General features: G+C 43.0%; 17 protein-coding genes and 1 tRNA gene. 9 read left to right on the forward strand and 9 right to left on the reverse strand.

All coding sequences use genetic code 11. The features are described 5' to 3' along the window. Positions 1–539: 539 nt before the first annotated feature. The 3 genes from groL to DRB05_RS22085 all read right to left on the reverse strand — a co-directional run bounded on the left by groL (position 540) and on the right by DRB05_RS22085 (position 3,193). Complete coding sequence (groL, locus tag DRB05_RS22075) at positions 540–2,186, reverse strand: chaperonin GroEL (RefSeq protein ID WP_128728829.1); 1,647 nt, start codon at positions 2,184–2,186, stop codon at positions 540–542. A 50-nt stretch (positions 2,187–2,236) separates the two neighbouring features. After that, positions 2,237–2,524: a co-chaperone GroES gene (locus DRB05_RS22080; RefSeq protein ID WP_010368755.1), complete on the reverse strand. Its 288-nt coding sequence runs from the start codon at positions 2,522–2,524 to the stop codon at positions 2,237–2,239. A gap of 156 nt (positions 2,525–2,680) precedes the next feature. Continuing rightward, entirely contained in the window at positions 2,681–3,193 is a 513-nt protein-coding gene (locus DRB05_RS22085) for an FxsA family protein (RefSeq protein ID WP_128728830.1), read from the reverse strand. Between the two features lie 129 nt (positions 3,194–3,322). Between DRB05_RS22085 and cutA the strand changes: the two genes are divergently transcribed. The 9 genes from cutA to DRB05_RS22130 all read left to right on the forward strand — a co-directional run bounded on the left by cutA (position 3,323) and on the right by DRB05_RS22130 (position 12,659). Next, complete coding sequence (gene cutA, locus DRB05_RS22090; RefSeq protein ID WP_128728831.1) at positions 3,323–3,643, forward strand: divalent-cation tolerance protein CutA; 321 nt, start codon at positions 3,323–3,325, stop codon at positions 3,641–3,643. Continuing rightward, positions 3,643–5,454 carry a protein-disulfide reductase DsbD gene (locus DRB05_RS22095; RefSeq protein ID WP_128728832.1) on the forward strand — a complete coding sequence of 604 codons (1,812 nt, stop codon included), beginning with the start codon at positions 3,643–3,645 and terminating at the stop codon, positions 5,452–5,454. Before cutA ends, DRB05_RS22095 begins: the two co-directional genes overlap by 1 nt. A gap of 195 nt (positions 5,455–5,649) precedes the next feature. After that, positions 5,650–6,111 (forward strand): type II 3-dehydroquinate dehydratase, encoded by a 462-nt coding sequence (gene aroQ / locus DRB05_RS22100; RefSeq protein WP_010368763.1) that lies wholly within the window; start codon positions 5,650–5,652, stop codon positions 6,109–6,111. A gap of 19 nt (positions 6,112–6,130) precedes the next feature. Further along, positions 6,131–6,595, forward strand: a complete 465-nt coding sequence (gene accB, locus DRB05_RS22105; protein WP_017217207.1) for an acetyl-CoA carboxylase biotin carboxyl carrier protein — start codon at positions 6,131–6,133, stop codon at positions 6,593–6,595. A 20-nt stretch (positions 6,596–6,615) separates the two neighbouring features. Beyond that, entirely contained in the window at positions 6,616–7,962 is a 1,347-nt protein-coding gene (gene accC / locus DRB05_RS22110) for an acetyl-CoA carboxylase biotin carboxylase subunit (protein WP_128728833.1), read from the forward strand. A 485-nt stretch (positions 7,963–8,447) separates the two neighbouring features. After that, positions 8,448–8,524: transfer RNA gene (locus DRB05_RS22115), tRNA-Ile, on the forward strand. Between the two features lie 115 nt (positions 8,525–8,639). After that, the gene (locus DRB05_RS22120; RefSeq protein ID WP_128728834.1) at positions 8,640–10,394 is read left to right on the forward strand and encodes a hypothetical protein; all 1,755 of its coding nucleotides are present in this window, start codon (positions 8,640–8,642) and stop codon (positions 10,392–10,394) included. 570 nt (positions 10,395–10,964) lie between these two features. After that, positions 10,965–11,711 (forward strand): hypothetical protein, encoded by a 747-nt coding sequence (locus DRB05_RS22125; protein ID WP_128728835.1) that lies wholly within the window; start codon positions 10,965–10,967, stop codon positions 11,709–11,711. Between the two features lie 114 nt (positions 11,712–11,825). After that, entirely contained in the window at positions 11,826–12,659 is an 834-nt protein-coding gene (locus tag DRB05_RS22130; RefSeq protein ID WP_128728836.1) for a hypothetical protein, read from the forward strand. Positions 12,660–12,750: 91 nt separating this feature from the next. Here DRB05_RS22130 and DRB05_RS22135 read toward each other — a convergent pair whose 3' ends face one another. The 6 genes from DRB05_RS22135 to DRB05_RS22155 all read right to left on the reverse strand — a co-directional run bounded on the left by DRB05_RS22135 (position 12,751) and on the right by DRB05_RS22155 (position 19,153). Further along, positions 12,751–13,833, reverse strand: a complete 1,083-nt coding sequence (locus tag DRB05_RS22135; protein WP_128728837.1) for a prohibitin family protein — start codon at positions 13,831–13,833, stop codon at positions 12,751–12,753. Then, positions 13,830–15,491: a cyclic peptide export ABC transporter gene (locus DRB05_RS22140; protein WP_128728838.1), complete on the reverse strand. Its 1,662-nt coding sequence runs from the start codon at positions 15,489–15,491 to the stop codon at positions 13,830–13,832. The genes DRB05_RS22135 and DRB05_RS22140 overlap by 4 nt, the downstream gene beginning before the upstream one ends. Before the next feature lie 150 nt (positions 15,492–15,641). Beyond that, on the reverse strand, positions 15,642–15,818 hold the full coding sequence (locus tag DRB05_RS22770; RefSeq protein WP_017217212.1) for a hypothetical protein: 177 nt from the start codon (positions 15,816–15,818) through the stop codon (positions 15,642–15,644). A gap of 80 nt (positions 15,819–15,898) precedes the next feature. Then, entirely contained in the window at positions 15,899–16,459 is a 561-nt protein-coding gene (locus tag DRB05_RS22145; protein ID WP_010607109.1) for a DUF697 domain-containing protein, read from the reverse strand. Positions 16,460–16,725: 266 nt separating this feature from the next. Then, positions 16,726–18,102: a serine hydrolase domain-containing protein gene (locus tag DRB05_RS22150; protein WP_128728839.1), complete on the reverse strand. Its 1,377-nt coding sequence runs from the start codon at positions 18,100–18,102 to the stop codon at positions 16,726–16,728. Positions 18,103–18,184: 82 nt separating this feature from the next. Then, complete coding sequence (locus DRB05_RS22155; protein ID WP_128728840.1) at positions 18,185–19,153, reverse strand: TauD/TfdA family dioxygenase; 969 nt, start codon at positions 19,151–19,153, stop codon at positions 18,185–18,187. Between the last annotated feature and the right edge of the window lie 32 nt (positions 19,154–19,185).

Consider the following 19,185-nt stretch of genomic DNA (forward strand, 5'->3'; position numbering starts at 1 on the left):
GTAAGACCGAGGTTAAGGTAAATCGTTCTCAACCGGATGTAATCAAAGTAATGTCTTTACGACTACAAGCAATCGAGTAGCTCTATCTCTACGCTCTTTGATCTCCCCATCAAGCCACAGCTATTTACCCTGCATGATGCTCCCACTCAATAGAAGAAAGTAAATATTTTACATTGATTATCAAATACTCTTTTCAATTACCACCTTATGATTTTCTTTATATAAATCAGTTACTTATCTTGACTTTAATTTATAAAACCATGAAAAGTAACAATATTTACCATCAATGTATTTATAGTGAACCTCAACTTTTCTAATCCAGCTGCCTACTTCCTTTAACATGGGGCAGTAAAAGAAAGTAATACAAAACTTTGCAGCGCACTTTTTCCACTCTAAAAAATAACACATGGGCGTTAAATCGATACCCCACTTTATCCCCCTAAATTGATGGCGCTTTAGCAAATTTCAGACACAAAAAAACCCTAACATCAATCTGTTAGGGTTTTCTAAAGCGTGTAGTGCTTAGGAGGTGATGTTTATTACATCATGCCGCCCATTCCACCCATTCCGCCCATGCCACCCATATCTGGAGCAGCAGGTTCTTCTTTCGGAATTTCAGCAACCATCGCTTCTGTAGTGATCATAAGACCTGCTACTGATGCTGCGAACTGTAGTGCAGAACGCGTTACTTTAGTTGGGTCTAGGATACCCATTTCAATCATGTCGCTGTATTCGCCAGTTGCAGCGTTGTAACCGTAGTTACCTTCGCCAGCTTTAACTGCGTTAACCACAACTGATGCTTCGTCACCTGCGTTTGAAACGATTTGACGAAGTGGTGCTTCCATCGCACGAAGTGCCACTTTAATACCGTGGTTTTGGTCTTCGTTGTCACCAGTTAGCGACTCAATCTTGCTCGCTACACGAACTAGTGCAACACCACCACCTGGTACTACACCTTCTTCAACCGCTGCGCGAGTTGCGTGTAGTGCATCTTCAACGCGGTCTTTCTTCTCTTTCATTTCAACTTCAGTTGCTGCGCCAACTTTGATTACTGCAACACCGCCTGCAAGTTTTGCCATGCGCTCTTGTAGCTTCTCTTTGTCGTAGTCAGAAGTCGCTTCTTCGATTTGTGCTTTGATCTGTGATACGCGACCATCGATTGCTTCTTGCTCGCCTGCACCGTCGATGATTGTTGTGTCATCTTTAGTGATAACCACGCGCTTAGCTGTACCTAGGTCTTCAACTGTTGCTTTTTCAAGCTCAAGGCCAATCTCCTCAGAGATAACTGTACCACCAGTTAAGATTGCGATGTCTTGTAGCATCGCTTTACGGCGGTCACCAAAGCCAGGCGCTTTAACCGCTGCAACTTTCACAATACCACGCATGTTGTTTACAACCAGAGTTGCTAGCGCTTCACCTTCAAGGTCTTCTGCAATAATTAGTAGCGGCTTGCTTGTTTTAGCAACTGCTTCTAATGTAGGTAGAAGTTCACGAATGTTTGAGATCTTCTTGTCTACTAGAAGGATGTGTGGATTATCTAGCTCAACTTGGCCTTTTTCAGCGTTGTTGATGAAATATGGTGATAGGTAGCCACGGTCAAACTGCATACCTTCAACTACATCTAGTTCGTTCTGTAGTGACTGACCTTCTTCCACAGTGATAACACCAGACTCACGACCTACTTTTTCCATTGCTTCAGCAATGATGTCACCGATCTCTTTATCAGAGTTAGCTGAAATAGTACCAACCTGTGCAATCGCTTTTGCGTCTGAACAAGGTACTGAAAGCGTTTTTAACTCTTCAACTGCGGCGATAACTGCTTTGTCGATACCACGCTTAAGGTCCATTGGGTTCATACCCGCAGCAACTGACTTAAGGCCTTCGTTCACGATAGCTTGAGCAAGAACAGTTGCAGTGGTAGTACCGTCACCCGCCGCGTCATTTGCTTTAGACGCAACTTCTTTAACCATTTGTGCGCCCATGTTCTCGAACTTATCTTCAAGCTCGATCTCTTTCGCAACAGATACGCCGTCTTTAGTGATAGTTGGTGCACCGAATGACTTTTCTAAAACAACGTTACGGCCTTTAGGACCTAGTGTTACTTTTACTGCGTCTGCTAGGACGTTTACGCCTTTTAGCATTTTTGTACGAGCGTCACCTGCAAAACGAACTTCTTTAGCTGCCATGTTATAAATTCCTCTTAAATTCTGTTGTCGATTAAACTAAAAAGTATTAATTATTCTACGATGCCTAAGATGTTATCTTCGCGCATGATCAGGTACTCTTGACCTTCGATCTTCTCAGTTTTTTCGATGTAAGAGCCGAACAACACTGTGTCGCCAGCTTTTACTTGTAGTGCTTTAGTTTCACCATTGTCCAACACGCGGCCGTTGCCTACTGCAACCACTTCACCACGTGAAGACTTTTCAGCTGCAGAACCAGTTAACACAATGCCGCCAGCTGACTTTGTTTCTTCTTCAAGACGCTTAACAATGACGCGATCATGTAAAGGACGAATGTTCATTTATATAGTTCTCCTAACAGTTTCTGAACAATGACAGAAATAATGCTTTTTTAAGGCGGTGTTACATCCACAGGTTGTGGTTAACACACGCAATTTTAATTGCTTTCATTTATGGGGATGGGCAAATTAAAACCCAAGAGAAAAAACCAAAAAAATTTAGTCTTTTCTTTCGTATTCACCTTCAATCGTTGTTGAAGAATTTCTACCCGATTGATTTTTAAATGGATCTCTAATTTCTTCCTGCTGATCCGGACGTTCGTCGCGTGATTGGTTAGCAAACGGTGACTGACCTGAGTGCATGCCTGTTTGCACTCTTACGGTGGCATGAGCTAAAAGCGACTGCGCCAGCTTTTTTCTAACGGCTGGGGTTAACAGTAAAAAGCCTAATACATCGGTCATGATCCCAGGCGTCATCAATAGCACACCTGCAATGATCACACACAAACCGGTAAATAAATCTTGTGCAGGCAATTGCCCACGAGACATCTGTTGCTGTACGTTGACATAAGCGCCAAGACCCTGCTGTTTAACCAGTCTTGCCCCTAAAATGGCGGTACCAATTACAAGCGCAATGGTAGCAAAACCGCCTATCACCTCGCTGATTTGGATCAGCAAAGCAATTTCAATAATCGGAATAGCGATAAATAAAATAAATAAGAATCTAAACATACTTTCTCCAAATCTACGAAAGATAAATATGGGTGCTAAGGTCTTAATTCAAGCGATACAAGTAAGACGCTTTAGAAAAGAGGAGCTATCCGCTAAGATGCCATTACTAACCCTAAAATGGAAATGACAATGGGCGTAAGATATAAACTCGTCTTATCTACATGCGATTCAGTTGCAGAAGCGCGTAAAATTGCGACGCAACTTGTAGAGCAAAAACTTGCAGCTTGTGTGAACCTAATCCCAGCAGTGGAATCTATTTATGTTTGGGAAGGTCAGGTTGAACATGCACAAGAGACCAAGCTGTTAATCAAGACAAAATCCGAAAAACTAGAGCAAGTGATGACCACTATTCGTGAACTACACAGTTATGATGTCCCAGAAATTCAAGTTGTGGACGTCACCAGTGGCAACTTAGCTTATTTCAAATGGATGGACGAGGTATTATTGTAATGCGACTCTTAGTAGTTCTTTTCTCATTGCTGATGTGGTTTCCCGCACAAGCAAACAATGCGGTGTTAGACAGCTTACTGGCTCCTAAACAACAGACTTTTTTACCAGTAACAGAAGCATTCAAGTTCGATTTTGACCAGCAAGGCAACACCTTGTTTGTAGGTTGGGACATCGCCGACGGCTATTACTTATATAAGAAGAATCTTCAAATTATCGCTAAACAAGCCGACATCCAAGTGCCGGAGCTTGAACCAGGAAAGATGATTGAAGATGAGTTTTTTGGTCGCACTGAAGTCTACTTCAATAACTTATCTGTTATCTCTAAGCTCAGTAATATCGAGCAAGGTGCAATCGTAAAAATACGCTATCAAGGCTGCGCCGAAGCTGGACTTTGCTATCCGCCAGAAATTGTAGAAGTGCCGTTAAGCACGATTGCGGGAGAAAAGCCAAAGGCCACGTCCACCAAAGCTCCTGAAACAAAAGCAGAAGCTCAAAGCGAAAGCACCTCTGTGGATAACGATAATTTGTCTTTCACTGAGCAGCTAATGCAACGCAGCTTACTTGCGAATATTTTGACGTTCTTTGGCCTGGGTATTGGCCTTGCGTTTACCCCTTGTGTATTCCCGATGTTCCCTATTTTGTCGAGCCTCATCGCTGGTCAACAAGGCCTTTCGACTAAAAAAGCCTTCTGTCTATCTTTTGTTTATGTGCAAGGTATGGCGGTCACTTACGCGGCGCTTGGGTTAGTCGTTGCGTATTTCGGTGGCCAAATTCAAGGCTACTTGCAGCATCCTGCGGTACTTATCAGCTTTAGTATATTGTTCGTCGCACTCGCGCTATCTATGTTTGGGGTTTACGAAATTCGTTTACCTAGCGGCATGATGGATAAACTCACTCAGCTCAGTAACAAGCAAAAAGGCGGCAATTACTGGGGCGTATTCATAATGGGTGTGCTATCTGGACTTATTGCATCGCCCTGCACCACAGCTCCACTTTCTGGTGCGCTATTATTTGTCGCGCAAAGTGGTGACTATGTGGTGGGCGCGGTAACACTATACGCACTTAGCTTGGGCATGGGCTTACCGCTATTACTGCTAGGTACCTCAGGTGGAAAATTATTGCCAAAAGCAGGAGGCTGGATGGATCAGGTCAAAACGCTATTTGGTTTTGTGATGCTCTTCGTACCGCTTATCCTTCTAGAGCGTATACTCGATGCGACAGTGATTATCTCACTGGCCGGTGGCCTCGCCGTAGCGACAGCACTCTACTTGCATTATTGGCAAAGCCAATTACAGGCAGGCAAAGGTAAAACCACATTGTGGGGTTTTGCGATCACTCTGTTTATTGTTGGCTTATATGCATTAAAAACAAGCCTGTTTCCAGCACCTGCAGCTATTGTAAGTACGACATCGACTCAAGCCGAGGTCGTTACGGGAGAGCAGAAGTTTAGGTTACTACCTGACTTAGCTGCACTCAAAGTCGCCGTTGCTGAGGCCAATGCCAAAGGCAAAGTGCCTATCGTTGATTTATACGCAGAGTGGTGTGTCGCGTGTAAAGAGTTTGAGAAATACACTTTCCCAAAACCTGAAGTACAAGCACAGTTCAAAGATTACGAGCTATTAAAGCTCGACTTGACCAAAGCCAATGACAACACTCAAGAGATCATGGAGGCATTTACGGTGTTTGGTTTACCGACTATTTTAATCTTTGATAGCCAAGGTAATGAGATGCCAACACACCGCATCACTGGCTTCTTAGACGCAAAAGACTTTGCTGCCCACCTAGAAAAGGCCAAGCAGGACGCAAAGTAACCATTTTAGGGGCAAACTTATTTGCCCCTCTACCCTTCTCATTAGACCAGTATTTTGCTGCTATTTACCTCGAACTCTCTATAATACTCCACGAAATGGAGAAATATTTGCTATTTGCTGGAATTCGGCTTAAGTTAACAAGCCATACAGTCTAAATTTTTGGCTAATGCTTTAGTTAAAGGAAGTTCGCGTAATATGTCTGCAAAATTAAAGATTTTATTAGTAAACGGCCCTAATTTAAATATGCTAGGTCGCCGTGAGCCGCACAAGTACGGCACGCAGACTCTCAACGAAATTGTTGACGCATTAACTGAATATGCAGAAGCACAGCAAGTCAGCTTGTCACACATTCAAAGTAATAGTGAAGCGCAGCTAATCGAGGCTATTCACGCTCAATATGAACAATGTGATGCGATTATCATTAATCCCGCCGCATTTACCCATACAAGCATTGCCCTTCGAGACGCTTTACTCAGTGTGGACATCCCTTTTTATGAAGTACACATCACCAATGTGTACGCCAGAGAGCCATTTCGTCACAAATCTTATTTTTCTGATGTGGCGGAAGGCGTGATATGTGGATTAGGCGCGTTGGGCTATCGCGCTGCATTTGATGCAGCGTTAGCGCAATTGCGAAAACAAAATAACTCAAATTAACTAACAGGCGGGTCATTGTATGGATATTCGCAAGATCAAAAAACTTATCGAGCTAGTAGAAGAATCAGGTATTGCAGAGCTAGAAATCACTGAGGGTGAAGAGTCAGTACGTATCAATCGCCACAGCAGCGCACCAGTTTATGCACAACCTCAACAATACATGGCAGCTCCAGCGGCACCTGCACCAGCAGCACCAGCGGCGGCTCCTGCAGCAGTAGAAGCAGCACCAGCAGAAAGCAGCGCACCAGCAGGTCACCAAGTTAAGTCTCCTATGGTTGGTACTTTCTACACAGCTTCTTCTCCAACAGCAGCGGCATACGTTGAAGTAGGTTCAAAGGTAAATGTTGGCGACACACTTTGTATCGTTGAAGCCATGAAGATGATGAACCAGATCGAATCAGATAAAGCTGGTGTAGTTAAAGCAATCCTAGTTGAAAACGGTGAGCCAGTAGAATTCGACCAACCGCTATTCATCATCGAATAATTACGCAGAAGGTCAACGTTATGTTAGATAAAGTAGTCATTGCAAACCGAGGTGAAATTGCACTTCGTGTATTGCGTGCCTGCAAGGAGCTAGGTATTAAGACGGTTGCTGTGCACTCAACAGCTGACCGTGACCTAAAACATGTTCTTCTTGCGGATGAAACCATTTGTATCGGAAAACCTGCGGCAAGCGAAAGCTACCTTGATATTCCTCGTATTATCGCGGCGGCAGAAGTCACAGACGCGGTTGCTATTCACCCAGGTTACGGTTTCCTTTCTGAAAATGCCGACTTTGCTGACCAAGTTGAGCAAAGTGGCTTTATCTTTATCGGTCCAAAAGGCGACACTATTCGTCTAATGGGTGATAAAGTTTCTGCTATTGAAGCAATGAGAAAAGCTGGTGTTCCTTGTGTTCCTGGTTCTGATGGCCCGTTAACAGAAGATAACGATCGCAACATGCAGATCGCCAAGCGTATTGGTTACCCTGTTATCATCAAAGCCGCAGGTGGCGGTGGTGGTCGTGGTATGCGCGTCGTTCGTAGCGAAAAAGAGCTTGTTGACTCGATTGCGTTGACGCAACAAGAAGCCAAGCAGTTCTTTGGTAATGGCATGGTTTACATGGAGAAATTCCTAGAAAATCCACGCCATATCGAAGTACAAGTACTCGCTGACGGCCAAGGCAATGCAATCCATTTAGGTGAGCGCGACTGTTCAATGCAGCGTCGTCACCAAAAAGTAGTGGAAGAAGCACCTGCACCAGGGATCACAGCTGAAATGCGTAAATACATTGGTGATCGCTGTACTCGTGCATGTATCGAAATCGGCTATCGCGGTGCAGGTACGTTTGAATTCTTATACGAAAACGGCGAGTTCTACTTCATTGAAATGAACACCCGTATTCAGGTTGAGCACCCAGTAACAGAAATGGTCACTGGCGTAGACTTAATCAAAGAGCAACTTAAGATTGCTGCTGGTCAACCGCTTTCTATCACACAAGAAGACGTGGTGATCCGTGGTCACGCAATCGAGTGCCGTATTAACGCAGAAGACCCAGAGAGCTTTATCCCTTCACCGGGTAAAATCACACGCTTCCACCCAGCAGGTGGCCTTGGGATCCGTTGGGACAGCCATATTTACGCTGATTACACAGTACCGCCACATTACGACTCAATGATCGGTAAGTTAATCACTTATGGTGAGAACCGTGATGTTGCAATCGCTCGTGCTAAAAACGCACTAAATGAGCTAGTAATTGACGGGATTAAAACCAATACCCCGCTTCACAAGAAGATCTTGTCAGACGAGAACTTCCAAAACGGTGGCACGAATATCCACTACCTAGAGAAAAAACTAGGCATGCACCAATAACCTAATTCGTTCTCCTAAAAGAGGCCGGCTAATTACCGGCTTCTTTTATCTCTGCCCTACTACCAACGAACGTTACTGCTTGCTCATCTTGTATTTACAGCAAAAATCCAACCCGAATTCTAAGTGACTCTATTTTTTTTACACTGTAAAACCAGACCAATACCTACCTCGCCATTTTAATGATCCGAACAGCTCAACACCCTAACCGCTACAACATTGGCTTAATATTGAGCGATCAATCCATTAGTCCCGACTTTTTCACGTTTTAATAGTGACAAGCCTGTTAAAAATTTTTATACTGCCTGCGCTTTCAGTGATTTACCTTTAAATTACTACAGCAGATGGCCCTATAGCTCAGTTGGGTAAACTTTCAAAGAAAGTTTACGTCGAGGAAGCGAAGGGATATTAGCGCAGCGACCTTGAGCGTTGAATCCGAGACCGGAACCACGCTTCATGGACGAATATAACGCGCAAAAACACAAAATGGCCCTATAGCTCAGTTGGTTAGAGCGCACGACTCATAATCGTTAGGTCCCTGGTTCGAGTCCAGGTGGGGCCACCATTTGCTAAACTTCCAGTTAATCCTTCATTTAAAATTATTTATATAGACACTTAGTATTGAATTAGGTACATAATTAGTTGTTTATGAAAATAATAAAGTAAATGTAAGGATCTATATGTTTCGCCTAATCTTACTCTCAATAACTCTACTATACCTATCTGGATGCGCCACTTATGAACTTAAAACGGCAAACCTGAATAGTAACGCCCCTCTACCTCAGCAACATGGCATGGTGTCTGTTGAAGTAATTAACAATGTAGATAGACTAGCTCCTTTACACAAAGGTTGGTCCGAGCTCATAGTGCTTAGGCTAGACAATCGTGATGCATTAAAACAGGCCGCTATCGAAGAGGCAAAAGCAAAAGCCGTACAAAAAAACAAAGCGTTTGATGAAAGTAAAGTAGAGTGGGATCCGGACGTTTACACTTTAACACCTCACTCCCGAGGGCTCATAGAAAGTCAAGTATTCGTTGGATCATTGCCTGAAGGAGAGTATGTTGTTGCTTCACTTTATAGCTTCTTTAGTAATGGTGAAATCATGTCTTGGATTTCAATGCCTGTAAATTATTTAGCAGGTAAATTCGAGATAAAACAAAATACTACCACCAACCTTGGCTCTATCGCTTTTCAACCGTTAAAAAGCATAAAAGAAAAGTCCTTCTGGGATTCAACTTCTAGCAATAAAGCATTCGTTACTCGATTAGATCAAGCTATCAATATGAGTGATTTTATCAAACATCATTACCCAGTAGCCTCCCAACAATTACACGCGAACAAAGAATTACAATGGCAAAATGACGAGTTTGACTCCTTGCGCTCCTCCCTTGCACAACTTGTCCGCGAAAATGCCTTCCCTAGTAGTCATTTTGCCTTAAATAAATTTGGTAAAGCTATCATCACTTCAAGGTTTGGACAGGCCAGAATTCTAAATCACAAGGGTACATGGGATGCTGTAAATCTACCAACCAATATTCAATTGCTTAGCGCCATTGAATTGAACCAAGGGATCGCTTTGGCAGGTGAAAAAGGCGAGCTTTATTACTCAGATAGTAACTTAAAAAATTGGCGCCAGATCAAACCTGTTGAAACTGATCAGGCAATTGTATGGATGGCAAATAATGGGAACCAATCATTTGCGTTAACCGCATCAGCAAAGCAATATACTGTTTACCAATTCTTTGATATTAAAGATAAGTGGAATCAAATTGGTCAATACAAAAGAAAGAATAGCAATGATTGGTTGGTACAAAATGGTGGTATATTTCCATTCTTTAATAGTAATAACCAATTAAACATCCTAAACGACAATAAATTACATGTATATCAACAAGCAACTAATACATGGAGTATGGAAAAAGCACTCGAATTAAAGGAGTTGATACAACTTCCTGGTAGCGAATTGCTCGCAATCGAGGTAAGTCAATGGGACGGTGTAGGTGATACTGTCTATAAGCTAACACCTGAATCTGAATGGGTAGTAGTGAAGAAAAATGCTAACAACCTGTTCGGTAATGATAATGTAGAACTGAGCTTGCCGGTGGTGAGAAAAGACCATTCATTGATAAACATTGCTTACTACAAGGAACATAAAAACGCTAAGTCCGAACTGAGAGTCATGTATGCAAGTAGCGATAATCCTAAACAATGGATAGCAAAAGGTAAAGCAAGCAAAAGTTGCACTCAAACTCTGCCAAAAATCAGCTATGACAAAACATTATATGTTATGTGTGAGCGGGGGCAAATAAAGGCAACTGATGATTTAGGTTATACTTGGTACAGCGTCTTAGATGTAAATATCGACAAGATGCAAAACGAATTCGAAACCTTACTTAATGCATTAGAGAAGGTAGAGCAGAATAAAGAAAATTAATACTATCAATAGCCCTGTTTATTTTTAAACCGGGCTATTGGCAAAGGTATTTTCCTACTGAATTGTTGATAGTGCCATGTGAAAAGTTCAAAAAATAGGCGTTGGCAGCTCTACATTCTGCAAATCAAAAATAGTTTTTGCAAAAAAGCGAACGCTTACTCTGCAATTTAAAACGGTAAATTATGATTAGCCAGCAACAATATCCGGCATTTCAAGAACACCAAAATGAGGCTAGAAAATAGTAGATTCTTCCACGTCCCATAACTTACAACTGGAAAAGTCATAAGCGCATAAAGCTTTTTACCTAATGTTGGCGAATAGAAATGATTTTCCCATATCAACATGCTGTCCACTTCCTCTCTAATAACTAGAACCTCGACCCACTTGAACTCCATTCATCTAACGTTGGCAAAACTCTAAGCATTTATATTCACTTCACATACCAATCCTGATAGTAGTTGCAGTAATTAGATAGTTGCTAAAACCAGAAAAATCAAAAAGTTGCATTAAATTACACTTACCTTATATTGGAACTGAATGAAAAACAAACAAAACTGTAAAGGAAAAACTATGGTTATATTCAACACTCGACTACTTGCGATGGTATTGGCTTGTAGTTCCACTTCCGCTTTGGCTACTCAGGTATTTTATGATCAGGATGGTGCGGGAGATCATTCCCAGTATCAGGGCGCACCTGTTGAGTTTATCTCAGCTCGTGCAGGCACAACTGAGTACTTTAATGCGCTCACAGGCGGCTTAGCGGTGGATGAGTGCCATCAATTTGAAGTGGTTAATACACAAACTGGCGATTTGATTGCTCCTCTCACATTCAACGCGCCTTTTATTTCTGGTCCACTGCCTGCAGAACATAAGCTGACAGAAAAGTCGGTTAAACTCAGCTGCACCTTACCCTCAGGTGAAGAAGCAATTGTATATCACAAGATACCCAAGGCTCCCGCCGTTGTATGGCAAAGTGAAATCACGGTGGCTGACTGGCAAACACCGAGCAATGGCCCAGGATATTTTGCAGATGTTCAATATACTGGCTTGATTAATATTAATAACAACTCGCATCAAGGCCAGTGCCGTAAAACCAACTATGTCAGTGGTAACCCCGAATTTTTCAATAAAAGACATCAAGGTGGGTTTTATAGTGATGTCTTGAATGTTGCGGGCGAGGCTAAATACAGTGGTTTTTATAAAGTGCTGGTAACAGAACTAATTTGTAAAAACTCGGGCGGTACGACTCGTCTTGTCGAAACTTGGCATATAAATCAAAACTCGCAATCTCGTGAGCTTTCTTCCGAATTGTTCTAATAACAGCAGGGTGATATGCAGCGTTGCGTATCATCCTCCCCATCTTAAATTGATAGCACTGAGCGGCTAATTTCTATATTCTTACTGAATAAAGTTCCTATAAAAACAACAAATATGCTTTGTCGACTCATTTACTTTATTTTAGCCTTAACCGCTTGCGTCTCTTTGGCTGACGACAAGACTATTGAAGAAGCCCAAGACCATCAGTTACCAGTCGGTATTTGGGTTGGTTTAAGTAATGATATAAACAAAGAGATCACTGCGCTGAGAATAAGTAAACAGGGGTCCCACGGTTTTATTCATGCATCAATTTCATCGGCGCTAAGTAATGGTGTTTACTATAAGTTTACTGATAAGGACATAAAGTGTGACAAGTACTTTTGTCATATCACCATGGCAGGCGAACAGAATAATTCAAGAAGTCTCAGCACCTTTTTAGACCCCATATGGGATGAGCTACACGTTACTGAATTAGATCCCACAGGTTACAGCGACGCCCCCAAAGTTCAGAGCTATAAGCTCCACCGAGTGGAAGACCTTGCCGTACTCGATACCTATGTCAACAATGTACGTAAACGACAACCTCTCACCGGACAATCTGGGTTTGCAGGGGACTGGATTGGTTATACTAAAAATGAAAACCTTTCAGTGACGAATAATTACTTGGTCAACCTTTATATTCGTGAGGATGGTCATGCTGAATTGGAAAGCTACTTACTGCGCTCAATCACACCGATTAAACACTCTGAATTTAACACTGGGCATCTGCAACACGATGATAACTTTATTGATATCGAGGTAGAAGCACTGGCAGGGCTTTGTCTTGGAGCGGCCAAGCTAACTTTATCTAAAGTCACTAATAATTCGATGAGTGGCTATTACCGATGCCTACATCACCGCCATAAGAATATGCTCAATGAAGGGTTTATTGAGTTTGATCGAAAATAGCGCACAGAGTAAAACCACGCACTGCCAGAGTAGCGCAGCAGCTTGCTCACAACTGATGAGTGGTAAGCAAGCTGTGTAAACCTAGTTGCCGCTATTGAGGTTTTTTGCTGGCATTCGGCGTTTGCGGCTCTTGACTTTGTGGATCCGTAGTATTTAGATTGCCCGAGGCAGGTAGAGTCGGTGCGCCTCCCTCTGTATTTAAAATCAGCGGTAGGCCATCTTTACCACTGCCTATTACCACCACTTTTGCGTTATTAGATTTCGCCAACTCTATGGTTGCTTCTATGCCGCGCCATCTTAGGTAGGTTTCAGAGATCCCGCCACTCACCGTTTCTTGAAAATCGGCTATCCCCTGAGCCTCCACTTTCTTTCGCTCAGCCTCTTTTTCAGCAACATCTAAACGCATTTTATATTCTTGGTATAAGTGCATTTGATTCACCTTCGCAACAATCGCACTATGCACGCCTTCAGGAATATCAACCTGACGAATAAGCATATCGTCTAAATTCACCAAATTATGCCCTTGCATTTCGCTTTTTTCTTGTTTGAGTATCGACTTTTCTTGTAGCTGAACTTCTCTCAACACAGTGCTTAATAGCTGATCTTGGATCTTTAAGCGCTGATGAGCATAGACCTCTTCAGCAGTATAATCAGAAACGATCATGCGAACCGCTGATGCAACTTCAGGGAGCACAATTTCATCAAGATAGTCAGTCCCGACTAACTTATGTAAGTAAGGAATATGCTCCACAACAGGACGGTACCTCACTGTTATTTCCATTTTGATCCTAAGCCCCTCGGAAGTAATGGCGTGGATCTCTGTGGTCGCGGTTTGGAATCGACTCGAATAAATCGTCAATGTGTCCCAAGGGTAAACTAGTACCGTGCCCTCATAAAATGGGTGCTCTACGAACGTACCACCGCCAAGGCGCTTCCACAGTACCCCAACTTGTCCCGAATCAACCTTGATAAAAATGACTTTGACCAATGCAACGGCGATAAATAATAAAATAAGCAACGTCACACCAGCACGAAAACGCCAAGACAAAATACGCTTATGCCACTTGGGCTTGTAACGCTTTAACACCCGCATGAGCAAATTAGATAGGATCAGTGCCAGTATTAAGCCGCCGGCGACGAGTAATGCAAAATCCCCTGAAATATTAATGTTCATGATGGTACTCCATTACTTTCACTGTCGTGGTGTGCTAACAACTGACCTTCCTCCATTTTTAAGTGCACATCGGCCAAATGGAAATAGGCATCGTCATGAGTGATGGCAATAATGGTATTACCACGCGCTTTTAAACGAGGTAGCACTTGTTCATAGAATTTTCGCCTAAAGATAGGATCTTGATCTGCCGCCCACTCATCAAAGATGTAAATGGGACGATTTTCTAAAATGGTACTCAAAAGTGCTAAGCGCTTACGCTGGCCTGATGATAAATCTATGGTGCTAAACGCCCCATTTTGAATAGCCACTTTGGCGCGCATCTCTAAAAAGTCCAACCATTCATCGATTTCTTCAGTACTCAAATCACGAATACCATAGAGCTGCTGGAACAAATGAAAATCCGCAAAAACGGCTGTGAATAAGCTTCGATAAGCAAGGCGATTGTCTTCAGTAACCGCTTTACCATTCAAAAGGATTTGTCCGCTCTGTAATTCATAAAGGCCAGTCAACATCCGGATAAACGTTGTTTTACCGCTACCATTACCACCGGTAATAAAAGTGGTTTTTCCTTGCTCAAAGGTGATATCCACCGGCCCCACAGCAAACGGACGATCGCTCGATTTTTTCTGATGTTGATAAAACGCCCCCGCTAAGGTGATGGCATTGAATGCGGTTAGGCTTTCAGCTGGTTCAGGTCGTTTAACCTCTTGCTCATCTTGGACATTTTTTAAATCGCGCTCCAATGCTAAGACGTTTTGCGCCGCCTCTGTTGCGGTGGTGAAAACGGGGATCCCACCAACAATACTGGTAATAGGGCCGATTAAAAATAGCGATGCGGTGGTAACTTTAATGACCACATCGGTATACACGTCAGAGAGCATAGGGACGATAAACACCATCGCGCCTGTCGCTGCGAAAAAGGTGATTTGCGACAGAATAAAGTCGGTCGCAAACAAGGTTTGGGTTTTGGTTTTTGCACGCCTTGCACGATTCGAATCGCGACGATATTCATGTTCTAAATCTTCCGCTCTTGGCTCACTGAGCTTTACTTCTTTAAAGCCATCGAGCAAATCAGACAAGCGTTGAATAAGCTGGTTTTCGCTTTCAAAAGAAATGCGCATGTTGCGCTGGATTTCATTGGCACGTAAACGATGAATACTGGCGCCGACCAAAATCAGTGTCGAGATAACCATAAACGCCACAAAAGAGTGCCAGGCAATATAGAGAGATGTGAAAAACACCAAACTGATGGATTGACCAATGATCACAAACAGCTGCGCCGATTGAGATATGGTCTGTAGCTCTTTGCTGATGGTATTAAAGATCCGCTCTTTGCCGATTTTCTCTAGCGTTGACAGCTCGGTATGACGAATGCTTTCAAACAGATCGACTCTCAATTTGTCTATAGCACGCTCCACCATTTGCGCGGCTTTAGTCATCAGTCTTTGCTGAGTGAAACCATATATTGCAATCGTCAGTGTAAATAGCACCAAGTAGTAAAGAATATGATTTTCTTTATTAATATCAGAGATATTGGCTGCTACGTTGTTGATCAGCGCAAGCACCAACGCATTGGCCAAACCAGAAATGCACCCCAGTGCAATAAAGGTCCTTTTCTTTATCTGAATATGTCGGCGAATTAATTCGTACAATACCATTGTTATTATCTTTTATTGTTATTGGGCTACTGCCCGCGCATGCTACTTAGCATAGTCCCTAAAAATCAAAACTGCCTGTTGGATTTAAATAAATACTGCATTAAAACATTAAGTTATATTTATAAATCGTTCAGTTTTACCAGCAAGCTCTCATTCCTCGTCATTCACCTCTGTGGGCTTGCGCTTTTGCCCAACGAGTAAAATGATCAAGCCAACAATAGGCGTAAACATTAACGAAATTAAAAAGAAGCCCACGGGCCCTGCAAAGGTGTTTCGTCCCCAATAACCAGTTAAAATGCATAACACTAAATATAAAGCGATAAGCATAATTTTCTCCAAGTTGTTGATAAATTCGGTGCGAAGAATAAACCAGCAGTTGCCTGCCGGTTTATGTCAGCCAGTATCGGTTATACTGTGGCTTTTTCCGCTGTAGCTGTTGCGTCCGCATTCCCTTTATTTGCACGATACTTAGCTGCGATGTCTGCGATATCCCCTTTCATACTTGCTAGATTCAGGTCTATCAGCGTGCCGCCATTTTCAAAGTGTCGAACAAAAGTTGCGCCTACTGCGTGTGTTGATGCCGCAGACACAACTGGCATAAATGCGATTGCGCTTAACGTGCCAAGTACAGGAACCGCCTTCAAAAAGCTGCTTAGTCCCGCGCCCCCTAAGGTTTGTGGAAAAGAGCCGCCGATCAACGCGCTTACTGTGCCACGCAGCTTGTTGTCACCATATGATTGACCATAGACTTTTGCTACTTCGCCTATCATCTTCATTTGGATCCCTGTCAACGCCACTAAATCAACCGCAGGAACGGGAATAAACCCAGAGCCAAACGACCATTTTGTGTATTTGTCGACAATCAGCTGAGCAACGGCTGCTCTGTCTTCATCAGCAACAAGTTGTGATTCCTGTTGTTCTGGAGCATCGCTCGCCTTGTCATCCTTCGCTGTTTTTGTCACTGCCATAATTCATCCTCTATGATTTATTTAAACAGTTGTCGAACTCATCAAGCACCATGTTGGCACTTGCCCTAGTACCCAAAATCAAACAAGTTGCACTTATTCAACTCTGAGCTTTACCGCCTTCATCCATGATGAAGAAGTAAACCTAAGAACAACCAAGGATCTGCACAGTGTCACAAATACAACTGAGCGAAACGTTGCCACCTACTGCAGGCGTTCTATTAATTTGTTTAACCGAGCGCGAAAGCTCGGTATTTTTCCCTACCGCGTTATGCCTGATTCAAATCTTGCTGGCATTGCTCGGTACGGTGTTTGTCACTATAGAAGATAATGTTGCGGATCTCCTTGGCGATACAATCTGACTCAATCCCCTCTTTCACATAGTTGCTAAACACCATGATGCTTTGATCTCGTTCCAGTAAACGGGTGAAACTGGTCACCCATGAATAGGGGTAACTACCAGAGTACTGTAAGAATTTTTCATACATTCTGAGATTTGCATCGGCTGGGTTTTCGGGGCAATTTGCCACTTTGCCGTACTGGTTTGGGTCGACATAAGTCACAAACCAACCATAGCCATAGTATTCACACTCGTCGCTGCTACCAGTGTTAGAGTAGGGAGCAAAGGCCGCTAGTTTCTGGGTATCATTTAAGATTTGAGTGCCATACAAGCCTTGATCCCACTTATGCATGTCCTCCACTGTGGAATATAAATCTCCAGCGGAATACAGTACCAAAGGGTTGCTATATGGATTCACTAAAATATCTTCATAAGGTGCAGGGCCTCCTGTAGCTGGTGGACGGCCATTCGCAAGGGGTAAGTATTGGTTTTGATTATAAATATAACCTGTGGTCATATTTGAATAGACACCAATCGCACTGTAAGAGCCGCTGTCCGTCATGCTAAGCGGATTTAGAATTTGCTCTTGAACGATATTGGCAAACCAATACTCACGACCAATATTGCCTTGTTTGCCAGCCGCTAACTGCTCGATGATATTACCGATGAGATAGTAGTTACAGTTGCTGTATTCATACTTGCTGCCGGGCGTAAATGACGGTGTACCATTTTGCCCCGCTTCAGCACTACAGGTGCAAAAACGATTACTAAAATCTTCCGGACCGTTAAGATCTAGACTCGAGTTGTATAAATAAGGCCGCCAACCGTAGTTATCGTATACGGCTTCATTATCGCTGTAGTTATTGATCCCTGATGACATGGTAAGCAAATGATGCAGCGAAACATCCGCACATTGGTTATCTGGGTACCAAGGCAAGTGAGCGCCAATGGTTTCCTGCCGCAAGTCCTTACCATCTAACATCTTCATTAAAATAGCAGCCGAAAATGCTTTGGTATTGGAACCGATGCGATACTTAGACTTAACACTGTTATCAACATCATATTGCATGTTCTGTGGTCCGCAGTTGGACTGGTACACCACCTTATCAACCGAGGTGATATAAACCGTGCCAAAGAATAGGTTGGCATCGCAGTATTCATTCACCACCGTCGCTATCATCTCTAATTGATTCGGCATAATGGTGTGATTATCTGCGACGCTCTTTTTCTGCAAACAAGAAGCCAGTGCTAAGGTGATGCAAAATAGCATCATCATTCTTAGCCGTAGTTGTATTAGCCATTTCATTGTTCAAATTCCTTACATTGCCAACCACGTAACCACTAACAAATGTTGTTGCCCGACTTTCATCGGAATGAGTACCAACTAGTTATGCTGACGCGATATTTGCCATGCCAACTAGTACTTTACGAGTGCCTGTGTAGGCCTCTCTACCATGAGTAAACAGCATATTATCCAGCAGCAAAATATCGTTTCTTTGCCATGGGTAAGCAAAACTGAGGTCTTGATAAACCTGATTGATGAGCTTGATGTCTTGGTCACTTATTTCGCTACCATCACCAAAAAAGGCGTTACGAGGTAAAAATTCACTGCCGATACTGTCACGCATTTGTGCACTGAGTTGATTATCTAGGCTCGAGCAGTGGAACAAGTGAGCTTGATTAAACCATACCTTTTCACCACTTTTTGGATGGCGCATGACCGCCGGACGCCATTGCTTGGTTTGTAGCCTTTTATCATCAAGCCAAGTAAATTCGATTTCATTTTGTCGGCAATATTGCTCAACCTCGGCTTTACTCTCGGTCTGAAAAACCTCTTGCCAAGGTAGGTCAATATCACCGTAGTTACGCACGTACTGCACACCTAAACGCTCAAACTTATCTCTTAATTCACCGGGAATACGACGATATACTTCACGGCTGTCGGCAAGTGGTGTGCACCCACCCGTAGTTGCTGGGATCACACAAAAAAAGCCCATTCGCATCGGCCAAACATTGGAGTAAGCATTTTCGTTATGCTGCAGGATCACTTGATCGGCATGATATTCTGTGGTGGTGTAAATATTGTTGTTCAGTGCCGTTCGTGGTGAAGAGCGATAAACATACTGGCTTAAACGCTCACCAAACAAGGTCTCAAGTATGGCGCTAAACTGATTCGTGCTCACAATATTTAAGCCACGAAGCAACGCAAAACCATCTCGCTCAACCCAGTTATTCACCTCTTGAACGTGGTTTTTCACCCATGCCATGCCGCTTTGTTTAACCTCAGATAAGTCATGTATCCGAGAGTCTGCTGCAATCGTTGTCGGATCCAATTCCAAAGAAAGTGCGTGATCCATTGTTTTCCCATCCTTAAAAGTAAGTACTTTTG

This window comes from Pseudoalteromonas sp. A757 (assembly GCF_004103285.1).
In the GTDB taxonomy this organism is placed as follows: domain Bacteria; phylum Pseudomonadota; class Gammaproteobacteria; order Enterobacterales; family Alteromonadaceae; genus Pseudoalteromonas; species Pseudoalteromonas galatheae.

Bases quoted from the DNA above. Each gene is read 5' to 3' on its own strand.
- groL (WP_128728829.1), bottom strand. From the start codon at position 2,186: ATGGCAGCTAAAGAAGTTCGTTTTGCAGGTGACGCTCGTACAAAAATG.
- DRB05_RS22080 (WP_010368755.1), bottom strand. From the start codon at position 2,524: ATGAACATTCGTCCTTTACATGATCGCGTCATTGTTAAGCGTCTTGAA.
- DRB05_RS22085 (WP_128728830.1), bottom strand. From the start codon at position 3,193: ATGTTTAGATTCTTATTTATTTTATTTATCGCTATTCCGATTATTGAA.
- cutA (WP_128728831.1), top strand. From the start codon at position 3,323: ATGGGCGTAAGATATAAACTCGTCTTATCTACATGCGATTCAGTTGCA.
- DRB05_RS22095 (WP_128728832.1), top strand. From the start codon at position 3,643: ATGCGACTCTTAGTAGTTCTTTTCTCATTGCTGATGTGGTTTCCCGCA.
- aroQ (WP_010368763.1), top strand. From the start codon at position 5,650: ATGTCTGCAAAATTAAAGATTTTATTAGTAAACGGCCCTAATTTAAAT.
- accB (WP_017217207.1), top strand. From the start codon at position 6,131: ATGGATATTCGCAAGATCAAAAAACTTATCGAGCTAGTAGAAGAATCA.
- accC (WP_128728833.1), top strand. From the start codon at position 6,616: ATGTTAGATAAAGTAGTCATTGCAAACCGAGGTGAAATTGCACTTCGT.
- DRB05_RS22120 (WP_128728834.1), top strand. From the start codon at position 8,640: ATGTTTCGCCTAATCTTACTCTCAATAACTCTACTATACCTATCTGGA.
- DRB05_RS22125 (WP_128728835.1), top strand. From the start codon at position 10,965: ATGGTTATATTCAACACTCGACTACTTGCGATGGTATTGGCTTGTAGT.
- DRB05_RS22130 (WP_128728836.1), top strand. From the start codon at position 11,826: ATGCTTTGTCGACTCATTTACTTTATTTTAGCCTTAACCGCTTGCGTC.
- DRB05_RS22135 (WP_128728837.1), bottom strand. From the start codon at position 13,833: ATGAACATTAATATTTCAGGGGATTTTGCATTACTCGTCGCCGGCGGC.
- DRB05_RS22140 (WP_128728838.1), bottom strand. From the start codon at position 15,491: ATGGTATTGTACGAATTAATTCGCCGACATATTCAGATAAAGAAAAGG.
- DRB05_RS22770 (WP_017217212.1), bottom strand. From the start codon at position 15,818: ATGCTTATCGCTTTATATTTAGTGTTATGCATTTTAACTGGTTATTGG.
- DRB05_RS22145 (WP_010607109.1), bottom strand. From the start codon at position 16,459: ATGGCAGTGACAAAAACAGCGAAGGATGACAAGGCGAGCGATGCTCCA.
- DRB05_RS22150 (WP_128728839.1), bottom strand. From the start codon at position 18,102: ATGAAATGGCTAATACAACTACGGCTAAGAATGATGATGCTATTTTGC.
- DRB05_RS22155 (WP_128728840.1), bottom strand. From the start codon at position 19,153: ATGGATCACGCACTTTCTTTGGAATTGGATCCGACAACGATTGCAGCA.